At 74.0% G+C, this 17,708-nt stretch carries 20 protein-coding genes; 9 read left to right on the top strand and 11 right to left on the bottom strand.

The window, feature by feature from the left end; all coding sequences use genetic code 11:
* Positions 1 to 34: 34 nt before the first annotated feature.
* The gene (locus FHX44_RS11375; RefSeq protein WP_147255609.1) at positions 35 to 427 is read right to left on the bottom strand and encodes a VOC family protein; all 393 of its coding nucleotides are present in this window, start codon (positions 425 to 427) and stop codon (positions 35 to 37) included.
* Positions 428 to 437: 10 nt separating this feature from the next.
* Positions 438 to 710 (bottom strand): ArsR/SmtB family transcription factor, encoded by a 273-nt coding sequence (locus FHX44_RS11370; protein ID WP_147255607.1) that lies wholly within the window; start codon positions 708 to 710, stop codon positions 438 to 440.
* Positions 711 to 812: 102 nt separating this feature from the next.
* Here FHX44_RS11370 and FHX44_RS11365 point away from each other — a divergent pair, with 102 nt between their 5' ends.
* Positions 813 to 1,157, top strand: a complete 345-nt coding sequence (locus FHX44_RS11365) for a YciI family protein (protein WP_147255605.1) — start codon at positions 813 to 815, stop codon at positions 1,155 to 1,157.
* Positions 1,154 to 2,380, top strand: coding sequence for an RNA polymerase sigma factor (locus FHX44_RS11360; RefSeq protein WP_147255603.1), 1,227 nt, complete (start codon positions 1,154 to 1,156; stop codon positions 2,378 to 2,380). The genes FHX44_RS11365 and FHX44_RS11360 overlap by 4 nt, the downstream gene beginning before the upstream one ends.
* A 30-nt stretch (positions 2,381 to 2,410) precedes the next feature.
* On the opposite strand, the gene FHX44_RS11355 is transcribed toward FHX44_RS11360, so the two are convergent.
* Together FHX44_RS11355 and FHX44_RS11350 are read right to left on the bottom strand one after the other, a co-directional pair.
* Positions 2,411 to 3,472, bottom strand: coding sequence for a 3-deoxy-7-phosphoheptulonate synthase (locus FHX44_RS11355; protein WP_147255601.1), 1,062 nt, complete (start codon positions 3,470 to 3,472; stop codon positions 2,411 to 2,413).
* A gap of 160 nt (positions 3,473 to 3,632) precedes the next feature.
* Positions 3,633 to 4,316 (bottom strand): DUF2848 domain-containing protein, encoded by a 684-nt coding sequence (locus FHX44_RS11350; RefSeq protein WP_147261087.1) that lies wholly within the window; start codon positions 4,314 to 4,316, stop codon positions 3,633 to 3,635.
* 68 nt (positions 4,317 to 4,384) lie between these two features.
* Between FHX44_RS11350 and FHX44_RS11345 the strand changes: the two genes are divergently transcribed.
* Positions 4,385 to 5,704 carry an MFS transporter gene (locus FHX44_RS11345; protein ID WP_147255599.1) on the top strand — a complete coding sequence of 440 codons (1,320 nt, stop codon included), beginning with the start codon at positions 4,385 to 4,387 and terminating at the stop codon, positions 5,702 to 5,704.
* On the opposite strand, the gene FHX44_RS11340 is transcribed toward FHX44_RS11345, so the two are convergent.
* A complete protein-coding gene (locus FHX44_RS11340) occupies positions 5,676 to 6,314 on the bottom strand; it encodes a GntR family transcriptional regulator (protein WP_147255597.1) in 639 nt (212 codons plus the stop codon). The genes FHX44_RS11345 and FHX44_RS11340 overlap by 29 nt on opposite strands.
* Before the next feature lie 29 nt (positions 6,315 to 6,343).
* Here FHX44_RS11340 and FHX44_RS11335 point away from each other — a divergent pair, with 29 nt between their 5' ends.
* On the top strand, positions 6,344 to 7,132 hold the full coding sequence (locus tag FHX44_RS11335; protein WP_147255596.1) for a carbon-nitrogen hydrolase family protein: 789 nt from the start codon (positions 6,344 to 6,346) through the stop codon (positions 7,130 to 7,132).
* Between the two features lie 15 nt (positions 7,133 to 7,147).
* Here the strand turns inward: FHX44_RS11335 and FHX44_RS11330 are convergent, their stop codons facing one another.
* Entirely contained in the window at positions 7,148 to 7,474 is a 327-nt protein-coding gene (locus FHX44_RS11330) for an ArsR/SmtB family transcription factor (protein ID WP_147255594.1), read from the bottom strand.
* Between the two features lie 87 nt (positions 7,475 to 7,561).
* Between FHX44_RS11330 and FHX44_RS11325 the strand changes: the two genes are divergently transcribed.
* Positions 7,562 to 8,719, top strand: coding sequence for an MFS transporter (locus tag FHX44_RS11325; RefSeq protein ID WP_147255593.1), 1,158 nt, complete (start codon positions 7,562 to 7,564; stop codon positions 8,717 to 8,719).
* A 4-nt stretch (positions 8,720 to 8,723) separates the two neighbouring features.
* On the opposite strand, the gene FHX44_RS11320 is transcribed toward FHX44_RS11325, so the two are convergent.
* Positions 8,724 to 9,020: a 4a-hydroxytetrahydrobiopterin dehydratase gene (locus FHX44_RS11320; RefSeq protein ID WP_147255590.1), complete on the bottom strand. Its 297-nt coding sequence runs from the start codon at positions 9,018 to 9,020 to the stop codon at positions 8,724 to 8,726.
* Between the two features lie 29 nt (positions 9,021 to 9,049).
* Between FHX44_RS11320 and FHX44_RS11315 the strand changes: the two genes are divergently transcribed.
* Positions 9,050 to 9,913: an alpha/beta fold hydrolase gene (locus FHX44_RS11315; RefSeq protein ID WP_147255588.1), complete on the top strand. Its 864-nt coding sequence runs from the start codon at positions 9,050 to 9,052 to the stop codon at positions 9,911 to 9,913.
* Positions 9,914 to 9,931: 18 nt separating this feature from the next.
* On the opposite strand, the gene FHX44_RS11310 is transcribed toward FHX44_RS11315, so the two are convergent.
* Genes FHX44_RS11310 through FHX44_RS11300 form a run of 3 tightly spaced genes read right to left on the bottom strand, consistent with a single transcriptional unit; the run spans position 9,932 to position 12,788 of the window.
* Positions 9,932 to 10,786, bottom strand: coding sequence for an ABC transporter permease subunit (locus tag FHX44_RS11310; protein ID WP_147255586.1), 855 nt, complete (start codon positions 10,784 to 10,786; stop codon positions 9,932 to 9,934).
* The gene (locus tag FHX44_RS11305) at positions 10,783 to 11,772 is read right to left on the bottom strand and encodes an ABC transporter ATP-binding protein (protein ID WP_425469128.1); all 990 of its coding nucleotides are present in this window, start codon (positions 11,770 to 11,772) and stop codon (positions 10,783 to 10,785) included. The genes FHX44_RS11310 and FHX44_RS11305 overlap by 4 nt, the downstream gene beginning before the upstream one ends.
* On the bottom strand, positions 11,769 to 12,788 hold the full coding sequence (locus FHX44_RS11300; protein WP_147255582.1) for a LolA family protein: 1,020 nt from the start codon (positions 12,786 to 12,788) through the stop codon (positions 11,769 to 11,771). Before FHX44_RS11300 ends, FHX44_RS11305 begins: the two co-directional genes overlap by 4 nt.
* A gap of 148 nt (positions 12,789 to 12,936) precedes the next feature.
* On the opposite strand from FHX44_RS11300, the gene FHX44_RS11295 reads away from it, so the two are divergent.
* Positions 12,937 to 13,611, top strand: a complete 675-nt coding sequence (locus FHX44_RS11295; protein ID WP_170309291.1) for a response regulator transcription factor — start codon at positions 12,937 to 12,939, stop codon at positions 13,609 to 13,611.
* Positions 13,608 to 14,954: a sensor histidine kinase gene (locus FHX44_RS11290; protein WP_246170313.1), complete on the top strand. Its 1,347-nt coding sequence runs from the start codon at positions 13,608 to 13,610 to the stop codon at positions 14,952 to 14,954. The genes FHX44_RS11295 and FHX44_RS11290 overlap by 4 nt, the downstream gene beginning before the upstream one ends.
* A 174-nt stretch (positions 14,955 to 15,128) precedes the next feature.
* On the opposite strand, the gene FHX44_RS11285 is transcribed toward FHX44_RS11290, so the two are convergent.
* A complete protein-coding gene (locus FHX44_RS11285) occupies positions 15,129 to 16,661 on the bottom strand; it encodes a hypothetical protein (protein ID WP_147255578.1) in 1,533 nt (510 codons plus the stop codon).
* A 117-nt stretch (positions 16,662 to 16,778) separates the two neighbouring features.
* On the opposite strand from FHX44_RS11285, the gene FHX44_RS43815 reads away from it, so the two are divergent.
* The gene (locus FHX44_RS43815; RefSeq protein ID WP_281287885.1) at positions 16,779 to 17,654 is read left to right on the top strand and encodes an NUDIX domain-containing protein; all 876 of its coding nucleotides are present in this window, start codon (positions 16,779 to 16,781) and stop codon (positions 17,652 to 17,654) included.
* The last annotated feature ends 54 nt before the right edge of the window (positions 17,655 to 17,708 follow it).

Raw genomic sequence — 17,708 nt, 5'->3', positions numbered from 1 at the left:
CTAGCGCGAATCTGTCCCGCGTGCTGGGGTCAGGCTAGCCCTTCTCGGAAGCGATCTGGATGAGGTTCCCGCAGGTGTCGTCGAAGACGGCCGTGACGACCGGTCCCAGATCCGTCGGCTCCTGCACGAACCGCACGCCCGCTGCCGTCAGCCGCTCGTACTCGGCCTGCACGTCCTCGACGGCGAACGACGTGAACGGGATGCCGTCCGAGACGAGCGCCTCCTTGAAGGGCTTCGCCGCCGGGTGGCCGTCCGGTTCGAGCAGTAGCTCGACACCGTCGGGGGCCGCGGGGGAGACGACGGTGAGCCAGCGCGCACCGCCCGCCGGGACGTCGGTCTTCTTCACGAAGCCGAGCACATCGGTGTAGAAGGCCAGCGCCTTCGCCTGGTCGTCGACGAAAACGCTCGTGACGTTGATCGTGAGCATCGAGGCTCCTCTACTGGATCGGCCAGCGCTCGACGATCGAGCGCAGTGGGGTGGTGTCGAGGTGGTGGAACTTGTAGCGGCCCTCGCGCCGTGTGGTGACCAGCCCGGCCTCTTCGAGGACGGCCAGGTGCTGGGAGATCGCCTGCCGCGACGAGCCGAGCCCGTGCTTCATCGTCAGGCGACCGCAGATCTCGAACAGCGTCTGGCCGTCCTTCTGGGTGAGCTCGTCGAGGATCACCCGTCTCGTCGGGTCGGCGAGCGCCTTGAAGAGCGGATCGGACACGAGCCTTTATAGGCAAGTGGCTACTTGCATGTCAAGCTGGTGTCGATTTCGGGCGATCCCGGTTGTCGTAGTGGTGACCGACGAGAACGAGGAGGATCCGAGATGCAGTACCTGCTTCTGATCTGCGGTGTCGACGGCGACGAGGTGGCGCCGGAGGACCGCGGGGGCTACACCATCGAGCAGTGGGTGGCGGAGATGGACGCCCGCGGTGTGCGGCTGCAGGGCAACCGGCTGCGGCCCCAGTCCGACAGCACGACCGTGCGCGTGCGGGGCGGGGAGGTGCTGATCTCCGACGGGCCGTTCGCCGAGACCAAGGAGCAGATGTACGGCTTCGACCTGCTGGAGTGCGCCGACCTCGACGAGGCCATCGAGGTGGCGTCCAAGCACCCGAACGCCCGGCAGGGAACGATGGAGATCCGGCCGGTCTGGCCGCTCGACCAGGAATGACGGACGCCGAGGCCGCGGTCACCGCCGCGTTCCGCGACGAGTGGGGCCGCGTGGTCGCCACCCTGATCCGGATGACCGGCGACTGGGACCTCGCTGAGGAGTGCGCTCAGGACGCCGTCGCGCAGGCGCTGGCCCGGTGGCCGCGCGACGGCGTCCCGCGCAACCCGGGAGCGTGGCTCACCACCACCGCGCGCAACGTGGCGCTCAACCGGATCAAGCGCAGCAAGATCGAGGCCGCGAAGCTCAGGGAGGTGGCGGCGATGCCGGTCGGGTCCGAGGACCACGGCGACGGGAGCGCCGTGCAGGACGATCGGCTGCGGCTGATCTTCACCTGCTGCCACCCCGCGCTCCCACTGGAGGGTCGGGTGGCGCTGACCCTGCGCACGCTCACGGGGCTGACCACGGCGGAGATCGCGCGGGCGTTCCTCGTGCCGGAGGCGACGATGGCCCAGCGGATCGTGCGGGCGAAGCGCAAGATCCGCGGGGCCGGGATCCCGTACCGGGTGCCGCCCGACCACCTCCTGCCCGACCGGCTCGTGGGCGTGCTCGGCGTCGTCTACCTGCTGTTCAACGAGGGCTACTCGGCCGCGGCCGGAGCCGACCTCGTGCGGCACGACCTCTGCGTCGAGGCCATCCGTCTCGCCCGCATCCTCGCCGCGCTGATGCCCGACGATCCCGAGGTGCTCGGCCTGACGGCCCTGCTGCTCCTGCAGTACTCGCGGCGAGCGGCGCGGCTCGACGCCGACGGCGAGCCGGTGACCCTCGAGGACCAGGACCGCAGCCGGTGGAACCGCGACGAGATCGTCGAGGGGCTCGCGTTGCTCGACGCCGCGCTGCGCCGTCGTGAGCCGGGTCCGTACCAGGTGCAGGCGGCCATCGCCGCCTGCCACGCGCGCGCCGAGCGCGCGGCCGACACCGACTGGCTCCAGATCGCCGCGCTCTACGGCCGGCTCGCCGAGCTCACCCCGTCACCGGTGGTGCGGCTCAACCGGGCCGTCGCCGTGGCGATGGCGCACGGTCCGGAAGCGGGCCTCGCGCTCGTCGACGAGCTGGGCGATGAACTGACCGGCTACCGGCACGTCCAGGCCACCCGCGCCGACCTGCTGCGCCGCCTGGGCCGTCGGGCCGAGGCGGCGGAGGCGTACCGGGAGGCCCTGTCGCTGACGGAGTCCGAAGCGGAACGCCGCTTCCTGACTCGCCGCCTGGCGGAGGTCGGCGGGTGACCAGTGGGGCGGCTGGCTCGGCGGGAACGCTCAGCCCCGCCGGGCCGCCACCGCTGCCGCCAGCTCGTCCAGGAGCGATGCCGTCGTGTCCCAGTCCATGCACGCGTCGGTGATGCTCTGGCCCCGGGTCATCTCCGGGCCCAGATCCTGTCGGCCGGCCACCAGGAAGCTCTCCATCATCACCCCGGCGATGCCCTCCTCGCCTGCGCCGATCCGCTCGGCCAGCTCGTGCACGACGCCCGCCTGCCGGACGTGGTCCTTCCCGCTGTTGCCGTGGCTGGCGTCCACGATCACCCGCGCGGGAAGCCCACCGCCGCGCAGCCGCTCCAGTGCGGCGGCCACCGACGCCGCGTCGTGGTTGGGGCCGCTGGTGCTGCCGCGGAGGATGACGTGGCAGTCCGGATTGCCGGTGGTCGTGATCAGGGCGGCCAGGCCGTCCGGGTTGATGCCCATGAAGACGTGGCTGGCCGCGGCGGCACGGACGCCGTCGATCGCGACCTGCACGTCACCGTCCGTCGGGTTCTTGATCCCGACCGGCATCGAGAGAGCGCTGCAGAGCTGGCGGTGCACCTGGCTCGCGGCCGTGCGGGCGCCGATCGCGCCCCAGCTCACGACGTCGGCGAGGAACTGCGGGGTGATCGGGTCGAGGAACTCGCAGCCGACCGGGAGGCCGAGCGCCGAGACGTCCAGGAGCAGTCGGCGCGCGGTGCGCAGGCCCCGGTTGACGTCGTACGTGCCGTCGAGGCCGGGGTCGTTGATCAAGCCCTTCCAGCCCACCGTCGAGCGCGGCTTCTCGAAGTACGCGCGCATGACGACCCGCAGCTCGCCCGCCACGCGCTCGGTGTGCGCGGCCAGCAGGCGCGCGTAGTCCATCGCGGCCTCGGGATCGTGGATGGAGCACGGCCCGACGACGACCACGAGCCGGTCGTCGCGCCCGTCGAGGATGTCGACGACCTCGGCCCTCGATCTCGTGACGGTGTCCGCGACCGTCTCGTCGACGGGGAGCTCGTGGCGCAGCAGGGACGGGGACAGCAGCGGGCTGATCCGGGTGGTGCGGTACTCGTCCAGCGCGGGGACGGCGATGAGGCTCATGACGGCGCTCTCTGGTTCAGGCGAGCCGCGCCCGTCGAGAAACCCGCCGAGCCGGCTCGGGATCCGGCTCGGGGTTGAAGGTCAGCGCAGCGGTTCGCCCGCCGACCCCTCCCGGGCCGGTCGGATAAACCAGTAGTTCCAGCGCTGCACGGCCGCGACCCTACCCGATCGGCTCGGGCATGCGCTCCACGCCGTAGCCCAGTTCGAGCGTGTGCCCGGTCACGGGGTCGGCGAGCTCGACGCGCCAGCGGTCGGCGAACTGGTCCACTCCCGGCAGCATCGCGACCGTCCCCGACAGCAGCACCGTGCCCGGTTCGAGCAGCTGGGGGATCTCGTCGAGCCAGTACCGCGGGGGCAGCAGCGCGGCGAGCGGGGAGTCCTGGATCAGCTGCTCGGCGCCGTCGTCGTGCGTGACCCACGCGCGCAGGCGCAGCTCGTCGAGGTGGTCCTCGACGTCGGAGAGGCGCCACGCACCGCTACCGAGCACGTCGAGGCCCGCGTTCTTGCTCCACGCGACCCCGTGCACCTCGAGTGCGCGGTCGGTGTGGTCGCATGCGACCGTGAGCAGCAGGTCCTCCGGGCCCGCCACGACGAGCGCCCACTCGGCCTCGCCGGAGGTGCGGCCGTGCTGCACCGGGACGGTGTCGGCCTGGGCGGCGAGGTAGGGCGCAACCGGGTACAGGGCCGGTGTCACGGAGGGAGCCGGCACGCCCAGCTCGGCGAGCTCCGCCACGTGGGCGGCGACCTCGTCCTGCTCGCGCCCGGCGTACCCGGCGTTGAGCAGGCGTGTGACGGCGACGGGGACGGACGTCCCGTCGGGCAGGTCGAAGGCGAGCTCGGTCATCCAGGACTTGCGCATGCGGCTTGTATACATGAAGTATGACGCGATCCGCCACCTGACAGGAGGAGCGCATGCCCCCGGAGATCGACCGGCGCTCGCTGGTCAAGGCCTTCACGGCGAGCCTGACCGGCACATCGCTCGAGTGGTACGACTTCGCGGTCTACTCCGCGGCCGCTGCGTTGGTCTTCCCGCAGCTGTTCTTCCCCGACTCCGACCCGCTCACCGGCGCTTTGCTGGCGTTCTCGACCTACGCCGTCGGCTACGTGTCGCGCCCGCTGGGCGGGTTCGTGTTCGGGCGCCTGGGCGATGTGATCGGGCGCAAGCAGGTGCTCGTGCTGACGCTGCTCCTGATCGGGGTCGCGACGTTCCTGATCGGCCTGCTCCCCACCTACGGGACGATCGGTGTGGCCGCGCCGATCATCCTGGTGCTGCTGCGCTTCGCGCAGGGCGTGGGCGTCGGCGGCGAATGGGGCGGCGCAGTACTGCTGTCGAGCGAGTTCGGCGACCCGCGCAAGCGCGGCTTCTGGTCGTCCGCGGCACAGGTCGGCCCGCCCGCAGGCAACCTGCTCTCCAACGGCGTGCTGGCGCTGCTGAGCGCCGTGCTGACCGACGAGGCCTTCCTCGGCTGGGGCTGGCGCCTGGCGTTCCTGCTGTCGGCGGTGCTGGTGGCGTTCGGGCTCTGGATCCGGCTGCGGCTGGAGGACACGCCGGTGTTCCGCGCCATCCAGGAACGCGGCGAGCAGCCCGCGGCCCCGATCGGCGACGTGTTCCGCACCCAGGGCCGCGGCCTGCTCGCCGGGGTCCTCTGCCGGATCGGCCCCGACGTCACCTACGCGCTGTTCACGGTCTTCGTGATCACGTACGCCACCACAGCGGCCGGCATGTCGCGCGGTCAGGTGCTCACCGCGATCCTCGTCGGGTCGGCCTGCCAGCTCGGGCTGATCCCCCTGGCCGGGGCCGTGTCCGACCGGGTGAACCGTCGGGCGGTGTACGCGATCGCGGCCGCGGGAGCCGCGGTCTGGCCGTTCGTGTTCTTCCCGGCGATCGGGAGCGGCTCGACGCCGGTCCTGATCATCGGTGTCGTGGTGGGGCTCGCGCTGCACTCGTTCATGTACGGGCCCCAGGCGGCCTTCATCACCGAGCAGTTCAACCCCCGCCTGCGCTACACGGGCAGCTCGCTCGCGTACACGATCGCCGGCGTGTTCGGCGGGGCGATCGCCCCGCTGGCGTTCACCGCGCTCCTGGGCGCGTGGGGGACGTGGGTGCCGGTGGCCATCTACGTGCTCGTCGCGTCGCTGCTCACGCTCGGCGGGCTGGCGCTGGGTCGCGCGCCCGACCCGGCCGAGGACGAGGAGTACCTCGTCACGCTTCGAGGAACAGCCGCTGCGTGATCCGCAGGTGGTCGGAGATCGCCGCGTGCGCGGCCGCCTCGTCGCCGGACTGCAGTGCGTCGACGATGCGGCCGTGCTCCACGCAGACGGCCCGTTGCCGGTCGGTCGTCCGGAACAGCGCGGCGACCCCGACGCGCACCTGGCGCGTGCGCAGGCCTGCGTAGGTGCGGGCGATCAGCTCGTTGCCGGCCGCGTCGACGAGGGACTGGTGGAACTTCCGGTCCCACTCGATGAACACGTGCGGGTCGCAGGGCTCGGCGGCCAACAGGTGCTCCTGCTCGGCGAGGGCGGCCCGCATGGCCTCGAGGGGGACCGACCTCTGCGCGAGGGTCACGGACGCAGCGTGCTGTTCGAGCAGCGTTCGCAGCTCCATCAGCTCGCGGATCTGCCGCCCGGACAGCGGAGGCACGTACGCTCCGCGCTTGGGCACCATCTCGACCAGGCCCTCGGCGACGAGCAGGAGCAGGGCCTCCCGCACGGGGGTGCGGGACACGCCGATGTCCTGGGCGAGGTCGACCTCGTTGAGGAAGGTTCCTTGTACCGCAGGATCGACCAGGACCGTCTCCCGCAGGTGGCGGTAGGCGCGCTCACGGCCGGAGACCTGCTGCATGCAACAGGTATACATTAACTGGAGGTTTCGTGCGGATCGCCCTCGCTCAGATCGCTGCAACGGCCGACCCGGCCGAGAACCTCGGCCTCGTCGCGGACGGGGTGCAGCGGGCCGCGGCGGCCGCGGCCGACATCGTCGTCTTCCCCGAGGCCACCATGTGCGCCTTCGGTCACCCCCTCGGCCCGATCGCGGAGCCGCTCTCGGGGCCGTGGGCGCAGCGCGTGCGCGAGATCGCCGCCGACGCGGATATCCCGGTCGTCGCCGGGATGTTCACGCCCGCCACCGACGGGCGCGTCCACAACACGCTCCTCGTCACCGGTGGGGGCGTGGAGGCGAGCTACGACAAGATCCACCTCTTCGACGCGTTCGGGTTCGCCGAGTCGCGCACCGTGGCTGCCGGGACCAAGCCCGTGACCATCGTCGTCCGCGGGGTCACAGTCGGCCTCGCCACCTGCTACGACCTGCGGTTCCCAGGCCTGTTCCAGACGCTCGCCGGGAGCGGTGCCACGGTCGTGGTGGTGCCGGCCTCGTGGGGGGCCGGACCGGGCAAGCGCGAGCAGTGGGACCTGCTGGTGCGCGCCAGGGCGCTGGACAGCACGGCCTTCGTGGCCGCATGCGACCAGGCCGACCCCACCACCGCGGGCCGGGAGGCGGGCAAGGCCCCCACCGGAATCGGCGCGAGCGCCGTGGTCGGCCCGCTGGGGAGCATCCAGGCCCAGCTCGGTGCGGAGCCCGACCTGCTGGTGGCCGACCTCGATCTGGACGCCGTCGAGAAGGCGCGCGCCACGGTGCCGGTGCTGGCCAACCGCCGCTTCTGACGAGGCCTCCCGGCCTCAGTGGGGGGCGCCCAGGATCCCGTCCAGCAAGCCCGGGTAGAGGGCGTCCAGGTCGTCGCGGCGCAGGCAGGCGATCCGGCGCGTGCCTTCCGCGCGCATGCTGATCACCCCGGCCTGGCGCAGGATCCGCAGGTGGTGGGTGCGCGTGGACTTGGTGACCGGGAGCGGGATCGTCCCGCACGCCACGCCGACGGTGGGCGTCTTGGCGAGCTCCCGCACGTACAGCAGGCGCACCGGATCGCCGAGCGCGGCCAGTACCTGCTCGATCCGGATCTCCTCGCGGGCCGGCTGGGGCAGCTGGGTCTGCTGCTCGACGGTGGGCATGGAGAAATAGTACGACGGGTATCGAAGTTCGACCACTGTCGTAGTACGGTGACCGTCGTACTTGTTTCGCTGGGGGAAGGCCCATTGATGTCCGCACGCACCTACCTGCTCGCCGCCGGGGCGTTCGCCGTCGGCACGAGCGCCTACGTGGTCGCGGGCGTGCTGCCCGCGGTCAGCGCCGAGCTGGACGTCTCCGTCACCGCCGCCGGACAGCTCACCACCGCCTTCGCGCTCGCCTACGCGGTGAGCGCCCCGCTGCTCGCGACGATCACCGCGCGCTGGGAGCGCAGGCGGCTGCTCCTGATCGCCCTGCTCGTGGCGGCGCTGGGCAACGCGATCTCCGCGGTCGCCACGACCTACCCGCTGCTGCTCGGCGGGCGCATCGTCGCGGCGCTCGGCGCCGCCGCGTACACGCCGGCCGCCACGCTCTTCGCCACCGCCCTTCGCCCGCCGGCCGAGCGGGGGCGCGCCGTGGCCATCGTGTTCGGCGGCCTCACCGTCGCCCTCGCGCTCGGGGTGCCGATCGGCTCCCTGCTCGCGGGCAGCATCGGGTACCGCGGAGTGTTCGCCGTGGTCGCGGCCGTCAGCCTCGTCACGGCGCTGGCCGTGCGGACGCAGCTGCCGCTGCTGGCCGGGTCACCCGCCGTCGCGCTGCGGGAGCGGTTCGCCGTCGCGGCCGACCGTCGCGTGCTCACGCTGCTGGCGATCACCGTGCTCGGGGTCGTCGCGACGATGAGCGTCTACATCTACGTCGTGCCGCTGCTGACCGCCACCACCGGGCTCGCCGGTTCCACCATCGGCGGGTTGCTGCTCGCCTACGGTCTCGGCGCGATCGTCGGCAACGCGTGGGGCGGCCGCGCCACCGACCGCTTCGGCAGCATCCCGACGCTACTGGCCACGCTCGCCGGCTTCATCATCATGATCGCGACGCTGCCGCTGACCGCGACGACGGCCGTCGGCGCGGCGCTCGCCCTGTTCGTCTGGAGCGTGTTCACCTGGTCGTTCAACCCGCCGGTGCAGAGCCTGCTGCTGGAGCTGGCCCCGACCGGCGGGCTGGTCCTGTCGCTGAACGCATCGGCGATCTACCTCGGCATGGGCCTCGCAGGCGTGCTCGGCGGCGCCGTGATCGGCACCGTGGGCGTGCTCGCCCTGCCGGAGGTCGGCGCAGCGCTCGGCCTGGTGGTCGTCGGCCTGATGTTCTCCCTGCGGGCGAGCACCCGCCGCGCCCCCGCCCTCGCGGACTGACCCCTCAAGCGTTGGCCGCGTCGATCTCCTGCGAGATCGACTCGGCCAACGCCACGTCCAGCTCCGTGATGCCGCCCACGGAGTGGGTGGAGCAGCGGAACGTGAGCGTGCGCCAGCGGATGTCGATGTCGGGGTGGTGGTCGCGCTCCTCCGCGGTGGCGGCGACGCGGTCCACCACCGCGATCGCGGCGGGGAAGGACGGCAGCTCCGCGATGCGCACCAGCGCGGCGCCGTCACGCTCCCAGCCGGTGAGGCCCCCGAGAGCAGCAGCGATCTCGTCGTCGTCCAACAGCCTGGGCATGGCCCCATTCTCCCGCTTACGGTGCCATCGTGCCGATCAGCTCCCCGGTTGAGGGATTCCGACTCGCCTACGACGACCACGCGGGTGCGGGCGACGCCGCCGTCCTGCTGCACGGCTGGCCCGGCGACCGCAAGGACCACCGTGAGGTGGTGGCGCGGCTGTCCGGCCGCTGCCGGGTCGTCGTGCCGGACCTGCGGGGGTTCGGCGACTCGCAGCGCCCGGCCGGCGCCGCTCCCGCCGACTTCGCGGCCGAGGCCCAGGCCCGCAGCGTGTTGGCGCTCGTCGAGGAGCTGGAGATCGGCCCCGCGGTCCTCGCCGGGTACGACATCGGGTCGCGCATCGCCCAAGCCGCGGCCACGGCGAGACCCGATCTCGTGCGGGCGCTCGTCGTCGCCCCTCCGCTGCCCGGCATCGGGGAGCGGGTGCTGACGCCGGACGCCCAGCGGGAGTTCTGGTACCAGGCCTTCCACGGCCTCGACCTCGCCGAGCAGCTGCTCGACGGTTCTCGCTCCGCGGTGCGTGCGTACCTCGCGCACTTCTGGTCGCACTGGTCCGGGCCCGGCTTCGAGCCCGACCCGGACGAGCTCGACCGCCTGGCGGCGGCTTACGGGCGCCCGGGCGCGTTCGTCGCGTCGATCAACTGGTACCGGGCCGGGTCCGGCGCGATCGCGCGGTCGCTCGCGGAACGCGCACCGGCACCCGCCGACCGGCTCGCCGTGCCCACCACCGTGCTGTGGCCCGAGCACGACCCGCTCTTCCCGCGGTCGTGGTCCGACCGGCTCGGACGGTTCTTCTCGGATGTCGAGCTGCGCCCGCTGGACGGCGTGGGTCACTTCGCGCCCGTGGAGGCGCCGGACGCGTTCGCGGGGGCGATCGCCGAGCGACTCGCCTGACGAACGGCGGGGAGGGTGCTACGCGTCGCGGCGAAGCATCCGGAACACGGTGAGACCGGCGCCCACCGCCAGGTAGCAGAGGGCTCGCAGGGTGCTCGTGACCAGGCCGTCGAGGGGCATCGGGTCGCGCAGGACATCGGCGCCCGCGGTCCAGCCGGTGGTGAGCAGGTAGGGCTGCAGCCACTCGAGCGCCGGGATGGCGGACAGCACCCCGAACACGATCAGCCCGCCCAGCACGGAGGCGACCACCACCGACGGGTGTTCGGTGAGCGCTGAGACGGCCAGCGCCACGGCGCCGACCGCGGCCAGCTGCCCGATCGTCCAGGCCACGACCAGCCCGACCCGCCCGAGCGCGTCGCCGAGCCCGAGTGTGGTGCCGGACAGCGTGACGAGTTGCCCCTCGGGCCGGCCCACGATCACCATCCCCGCGACGACGCCCACCACGGCCAGCGCGAGCACGGCGAGGGTCGCGACCACGAGCACGCCGACCGCCTTCATGCCCACCAGCCGCAGGCGCCCGACCGGCGCGAGCAGCAGCCCGCGCAGCGTGCCCTGCGCGGCCTCGCCCGCGATAGCGTCGGCCGCCACCATCGCGACGGCCAGCGGCAGCAGCAGCGCGAGGGAGACCGTGATCGCGACGACCGGCAGCACGAGCCCGTTGCCCGCGACGGCGCCGATCAGGCCGCGACCCGGGCCGTCGCCCGCGTCCGCCACCGCCACGCCGATCGAGATCAGCACGGGGATGAGCGCGAACACGCCGAGCATCACGAGCGTCCGCGGGCGGCGCAGCACCCAGCGCAGCTCGGAGCCGAGCAGGCGGCTCACCGGGACGCCGCGCGGGGTGTCGGCGTGGGGGAGTACAGCAGTCGTCACGCAGGTTCCTCGGTCAGCCGTGCGAAGAGCTCTTCCAGGTTGGTCCGGCTGCGGCGGGCCTCGTGCACCGAGACGCCCGCGCGCACGAGCAGCGCGATCAGCTCGGGCGCGGGCGGTCCGTCGTCGCCGACCACCACGGCCTGCTCCTCGGAGCTGGTGCGCTCGGCCCGGTAGGCGGTGGCACCCGCACCGCGCAGCGTGCGCAGCGCCAGGTCGATGTCCGGGGTGGCGATGACGAGGCCGGTGGCCCCCGCCGCCAGCAAGGTGCGCAGCTCGCCCGCCGCGACGAGCGAGCCCGCCTGCAGGACCGCCACGTGCGTGCACGTGGCCTCGACCTCGGCCAGCAGGTGCGAGGACACGATGACCGTCGTGCCCGCGGCATGCAGCTCGGCGATGATCCGCCGGACGTCGCGGGTGCCGGCCGGGTCCAGCCCGTTGGTCGGCTCGTCGAGCACGACCAGCCTGCGCGGCAGCAGCAGCACCGCCGCGAGGCCGAGGCGCTGCTTCATGCCGAGCGAGTAGGTCCGGTAACGGCGGTCGGCGGCGTCGGCGAGCCCGACCCGCTTCAGCGCCACGTCCACGGCGTTCCTGATCTCGCCCCGACCCAGCAGCGGCTCCATGGCCGCCGCCCGGCGCAGGTTCTCCCGCCCGGACTGGAACGGGTGGAAGCCGGGGCCCTCGACGAGCGCGCCGACGTGCGGCAGCGCGCGATTGATGCCGTCGGGCACCGGATGTCCGAGTAGCTCCGCCGAGCCCGCGGTGGGCCGGCTGAGACCCAGCAGCATCCGGATCAGCGTGGTCTTGCCGGAGCCGTTCGGGCCGAGCATCCCGAGGACCGAACCCGTCGGGACCTCGAGGTCGATGCCGTCCACCGCGACGGTGCGGCCGAACTCCTTCCGCAACCCGATCGCCCGCGCCGCGACCGCCCCTACGGGAGCGGCGCCCGCCGGAGCGGGCGCCGCGTCCACCGATGGAATGGCCGTCACCGGGTCAACGCCTCGGTGAGTACCTGCTCGGGAACGGCCCCGGCGGCGATCCGGCCGTCGTCGGTGACGACCACGCTCGCCACCGCGCTCGTGATCAAGCGCCCGCTGCCCCATGGCCCGTTGATCGGGCGGCCCAGCTCGCCGAGCTCGGGGAGGCCCTCAGGGCGTTCGGCGTCCGGTCCCGGAGCGGTGGCCACGAACACAGTGTCCCAGCCGTCGCCCACCGTGGTCGGTTCGGCGTCCCCGGCGCGGTGTCCATCGGGTCGCCGCGCGTCCTCGACCGTGGCCCCGGGCGGTGGGGTGAACCGGAACAGCTCCGGATCCTGGGGACCGAACCCGATGTCGGTGAACCCGATCTGCAGGGCGGGATCAGCCGATCCCGTGGCCAGCACGGTGAGCCGCAGCGGCATCCGGTGCTCGGCGTCCACCGCCACCCTGACCTCCCGCAGGAGCGTGCGCTCGGTCGACGCAGGCGCGAGCACCAGGTCGTAGGCCGGGCGGCCTGCGACCTCCGACGTGCCGTCGACGCTGATCACGCTCGTGGGCCGCAGCTTGGCGATCGCCTCGGCCGCGGCGGCGCCCGGGTCGGCGTTCGCGGTGTCGCGCTCGTGCTCACCCTCCGGCATCCGCCGCACCGTGCGGTCCTCCGAGTTCCACGACCAGAACGTCTCGCCGTCCGACACGAGCGTGCGCTCACCCGTCTCGGTGGGAAGTTGGACGCGGCCACGGCGGTCGCCGTCGGACCAGATCCGTGCCGTGCTCGTGCCGTTCGCGGCCTGCGGCACGCCCGGCAGCGCGGGCAGACCGAGCCCGTTCTCCAGCTCGACCGCGCCGGCGAGCGGCTGCGGATCGGCGGCGAGCACCGACCGGACCAGCTCCTCGGGTTCGACGGGCGGGAGCGCCGGCTGCGCGCCCGCCCCCGCCGGAACCGCCAGCATGCCCAGCCCGACCGCACCCGCCACCGCGATACCGGCGGCGGCCGTGCGTCCCAACCTGTTGCTGCGTGCGGTGGCCATGGGGCATAGCGTGACGGACGCGCGCTGAGAGTGTTCTGAGGTGTGCGGATTCGGGATACGGGTAGCGTCCGCCGCGAGCGGGCAGGACTGCGCCTCGAAGGCCCGCGAGCCCGCCGGAGCGAAGCGGAGGCAATCGAACGTGGCGCGCGTGCTTGTGGTGGACGACGAGCCCGGCATTCGGACGGCCGTCGCGCGCGGCCTGACGGCCGAGGGCATGGAGGTCGTCGCCGTCGGTGACGGCCACTCCGGGCTGCAAGCTGCCCTCACCGGGAGCTTCGACGCGGTCGTGCTCGACATCATCCTCCCCGGGCTCTCCGGTTACCGGGTGCTCGAACAGCTGCGGGCGGCCGGCGTGGACACCCCGGTGCTGCTGCTGTCGGCGAAGGACGGCGAGTTCGACCAGGCCGACGGCCTCGACCTCGGCGCCGACGGCTACCTGGTCAAGCCGTTCGCGTTCGTGGTGCTCGTGGCCCAGCTGCGGGCCATGCTGCGCCGCCGCGACGCGGCGCTCGGCCGCACCGGCCAGCGCGTGCGGCTCGGTCCGCTGCTCGTCGACCCGGTCGCGCGCTCCGTGAGCTGGCACGGCGACGTCGTGGAGCTGTCGCCCCGCGAGTTCGCCCTGCTGCACGCCCTCGCCAGCCGGCCGGACACGGCGGTCGCCAAGGACGAGCTCCTGCGGCTCGTGTGGGGCGACGAGCAGGCCGCCAGCCGCAACGTCGTGGAGGTCTACGTCGGGTACGTGCGGCGCAAGCTCGACGGCGTGGGTGCCGGGCACGTGCTCAAGACCGTCCGCGGCTACGGGTACATCGTCGAGTCGCCGTGAAGCTCCGGCAGTGGTGGTCGGCCCGCCCGCTGCGCCTGCGCATCACGCTCGTGGTCGGGTGCGTCGCGCTGATCGGCATGCTCGCGCTGAGCAGGCTCGGCGTCAGCATGCTGTACGAGACGATGCTCGGTGCCGCCGACGCCGAGCTGCGCACAGACGCCCGCGTAGTGGCCGAGCAGCTGGCTGCCGGCACACCGCCCGCCCAGGTCCGCAGGTTCGAGCTGCGCGTCGTCGACATGTCCGGCGTGCCCGTCGACGGCGGCCCGGAGCTGCCGCTGCGACCCGACCAGACCCGCGCGCTCGCGTCCGGCGACGCGTTCGTCGTCGGCGACTTCAGGGAGCTGCGCCGCTGGCTCGCCGTGCCCGCCGTGATGCCGGACGGCTCGCCCCGGCTCGTCGTCGTGACCTCGGACCTCGTGGGCGGGGCCATCCTGCTGGCGAACGCCGCTGTCGGGTTCGTCGTCGGCGCGCTGATCGTGGCCGCGGTGGTCGCGCTCGCGGCGTGGGCCGCCACCCGGGCCGCCCTGCGTCCCGTCGACCGGATGCGCGTGGCCGCCGCGGCCCTCCCGCCGGGGGAGCGCCTGCCGGTGCCGGGTGCCCAGGACGAGCTGCGCGCGCTCGCCGAGGAGTTCAACGCCCTGCTCGCCCGGCGGGACGAGGCGGTGACCCGGCTCGAGCGGTTCACCGGCGACGCCGCCCACGAGCTGCGCTCCCCGGTGGCCGCGATCCGGGCCCAGGCGGAGGTCGCCGTCGCCCACCCGGACCCGGAGCTCACGGACGAGACGCTGCGGGCCGTCGTCGACGAGGCGACGCGGCTCACGACGTTGCTCTCCGACCTGCTCGCCCTCGCCCGTGCCGACGCCGGGCAGCGCCCGCCCGCCCAGCCGGTGGACCTCGTCGCCGCCGCACAGGCCGCCATCGTCCGGGCGGGCGGCGGTCCCGGCTGCGGCCGCCTCGACGACCCGGTGCTGCAGCTCGTGGCGCCCACCCCGGCCGAGGTCGGGGCGAGCCCGTCGGAGGTGGCCCTGGTGCTGGACAACCTCATCTCCAACGCGCGGCGCTACGCCCGGTCCCTGGTGCGGATCAGCATCCTGCCCGCGGGGCGGGTGGTCCGGCTGCTCGTCGAGGACGACGGGCCGGGCATCCCCGCCGCCGACCGTGAGCGGATCTTCGACCGGTTCGTGCGGCTCTCGCCGGAGGCGGGCGGCGGGGCCGGGCTCGGGCTGGCGCTGGTCGCGGCCCTCGTGCACGGCCGCGGTGGCGTCGTGTCCGCCGGCGCGACGCCCACCGGTGGCGGACGCATCGAGGTGCGCTGGCCCACGCTGAACAGCCGGACGACCTGAGCCCACGCTCCGTCGGAACGCGCGCGGCTCATCGCGCTCGAACGCACGACTCGCCGTGCGCGTTCGTCGGACTCGCCGTGCTCGAACGTCGGACTCGCGCAGGTGTGGGCGAGTCCGACATCTCGTCACGGTGAGTCGGGCGTTCCGCCGCCGCGAGTCGCGCGCCGATGCACGTCAGGGGTAGCGGCGCGGGGGTGCGACCTGCTGGTCCTGCTCCTCGACCGGGATGCGGGACGGGCCCGGCACGTCCGAGGTCTCGGGGTCGCGCGGGGGGATGCGCATCGGCTGGGCACGGGGGCCGTCGGCCGGGACGAGCCCGAGGTCGGCCAGCCCGGACTGGGTGTGGTCGTGCGGCTCGGCGGCGCCCACCTGCGGCACCGCGAGCGCACCGGGCTGGATCGGCCATCCGGGCGGCACGGCGCGCGCAGGCAGCATGGGCGGGGGAAGCGGCTGCTCGGCCGGGGACGGGACGTGCGCCTGCGGGACCTGCGCCGGCGGGACCTGCGCCGGCGGGACCTGCGCCGGCGGGACCTGCGCCGGCGGGGCGTGCTCGGCCTGGTGCTGGCGGCCCTGGTCGGCGGCTGGTGCCTCGGTGGTGACCGGTGCCTCGGTGCTGACCGGTGCCGCGGGGGCGACCGATGCCGCGGGGGCGACCGATGCCGCGGGGGCGACCGGTGCCGCGGGGGCGACCGGTGCCGCGGGGGCGACCGGCGCCTCGGGCGGCGCGGCCTGCGTCGCCGCCGATCCCGCACCGGGCGGCGGCTGGTCGGCGGGGGCAGGCGCGCTCGGCGTCGCCTGCTGGGCGGCTGCCTGGTCCGGGAGGCTCGGGGCGGCCGCTGCCGACCTCCCCTCGGCCGGCTTGGCGGAGCGCGCGTCGCCGTTGGTTGCGGCCCGCCCCTCCGGGATGGCCCGGTCGAGCAGCTGACGGCTCGTGTCGAGCTGGGCAGCGAGGTGGAGCCGCAGCTGCTGCAGGTCGTCGACCTCGCGCTGGGCGTCCTCGACGGTCTGCCGCACCGCTTCCTTGGCGTCCGCGAGGACGGTGCGGGCCTGCTCGTCCGCCTCGTCCATCACGTGTCGGGCGCTGCGCATCGCCTCGGTCTGCAGCTTCGCCAGCTGCGCCATCGCCTCGCGGCAGCGCAGCGCGAGGATCTGGCGGAACTCCTCGTCGGCGGCGGCCCGCCGGGCGGCGGCCTCGTCGTCGAGACGGGCGCGCTCCGCGGCGGCCTCGCGGCGCATCCGCTCGAGCTCCTCCTCGTCGCGCGGGCCGCGCAGTTCCGCCTCGTCGAAACCGAAGCCCCCCAGGTCGCCCCCCTCGGCGCCGACGGAGGCGATGATCTCCGCTGCGTGGGCGGCGGCCTGGGCGGACACGTCGGCCCGCAGGCCGGTGAACTCCTCCTTGGCCAGCCGCAGCATCACCTGCAGCCGCTCGTTCATGCTGTCGATCGTGTCCGGGGGACCGGCCAGCGCCCGCAGCTCCCCGCGCAGCCGCTCGATCTCGGCGTGCGCGGTGTCCAGCTCCTTGCGGCACGACGCGAGCTGCTGGCCGAGCTGGGCGGCCTGGTCTGCGGCTGCGGTGCGGTCTGCGGCGAGGATCGTCATCTCGGCGTCGACCCGGCTGAGGTGGTACGCGACCTGGTCGGGGTCGTACCCGCGACGCACGACGGCGAATGCGGGAGTGGCGATCGGCGCCTGCTCGGCTGGAGCCATGTGGATCACGGTACGAGCGACAGGGGGCCGCGGTCGCCGGTCCTGCGGCTATTTCACCTGGTCGTGGCCCCAGCGCCCCCATCTGTGCTCGTGCTGGGCCGCTGACATCATCGGGCGGTGCCCGTACTGCGGTCGACCGTGCTGATCGACGCCCCGCGCCGCACCGTCGCGGGTCTCCTGCGTGACGCCGAGGTGTCGGCGGAGGCGATGCGACGCTGCGGCCACCGGTTCGCGGCGCCCGGCCGGCTGGTGTGCCTCGGTGAGACCGTCCGGTCCGGGGTGCGCGTGGCCCCCGGCGTCCGGGTGCCGCTGCGGACCCGGATCACGGCCGTGTCGCAGGCGGGCCTCGAGTCGGTGCTGGTGGCCGGGCCGCTGCGCGCGTTGAGCCACCAGACCACGTTGACCGAGACCGCGGCGGGCACTCTCCTGCTCGACGAGGTCGGCTGGACGTCGCCGCTGGGCCTGCTCGGACGCCTCGGCGACGTGGTGCTCGGCAGGCGGCTCGTGCTGCGGCTGCTGGCCGCGCGCGCGGAGGTGCTGGTCGAGCGGGCGGCGGAGGTCACGGGCCGGCCGGTCGTCGTCGCCACCGCGGTGGTGCGGGACGGCGCCGTGCTCGCCGCCCGACGCACCCGGCCCGCCGAGCTCGCCGGGCGCTGGGAGCTGCCGGGCGGGCGCGTGGAGCAGGGTGAGGCGGAGCCCGACGCGGTCGTGCGCGAGCTGCGGGAGGAGCTGGGCGTCGACGTCCGCGTGACCGGACGGCTCGGCACCGACCTGCCGCTCGCCGACGTGCTGCTGCGGGTGCACACCGCCGAGCTGGCACCGGGCAGCCCCGAGCCGGAGCCGCTGGAGCACGGGGCCCTGCGCTGGGTCGACGCCGCCGACGTCCCCGGCCTCGACTGGGTGCCCGCCGACCGCGCGGTTGCCGCCGACCTGGTGACCCTGCTCCGGAGTGGGACGGAGGCCGCCCCGCAGGCCGGCCCCTGCACCCCGTAACGGCTGACGCACCCGCCCGTCGACGGGGCGCGCCCGGCGAGACCGGTCGCGTCG

The sequence above is a fragment of the Pseudonocardia hierapolitana genome, from assembly GCF_007994075.1.
Classification (GTDB): Bacteria; Actinomycetota; Actinomycetes; order Mycobacteriales; family Pseudonocardiaceae; genus Pseudonocardia; species Pseudonocardia hierapolitana.
This window is presented reverse-complemented; position numbering and strand designations above follow the sequence as displayed.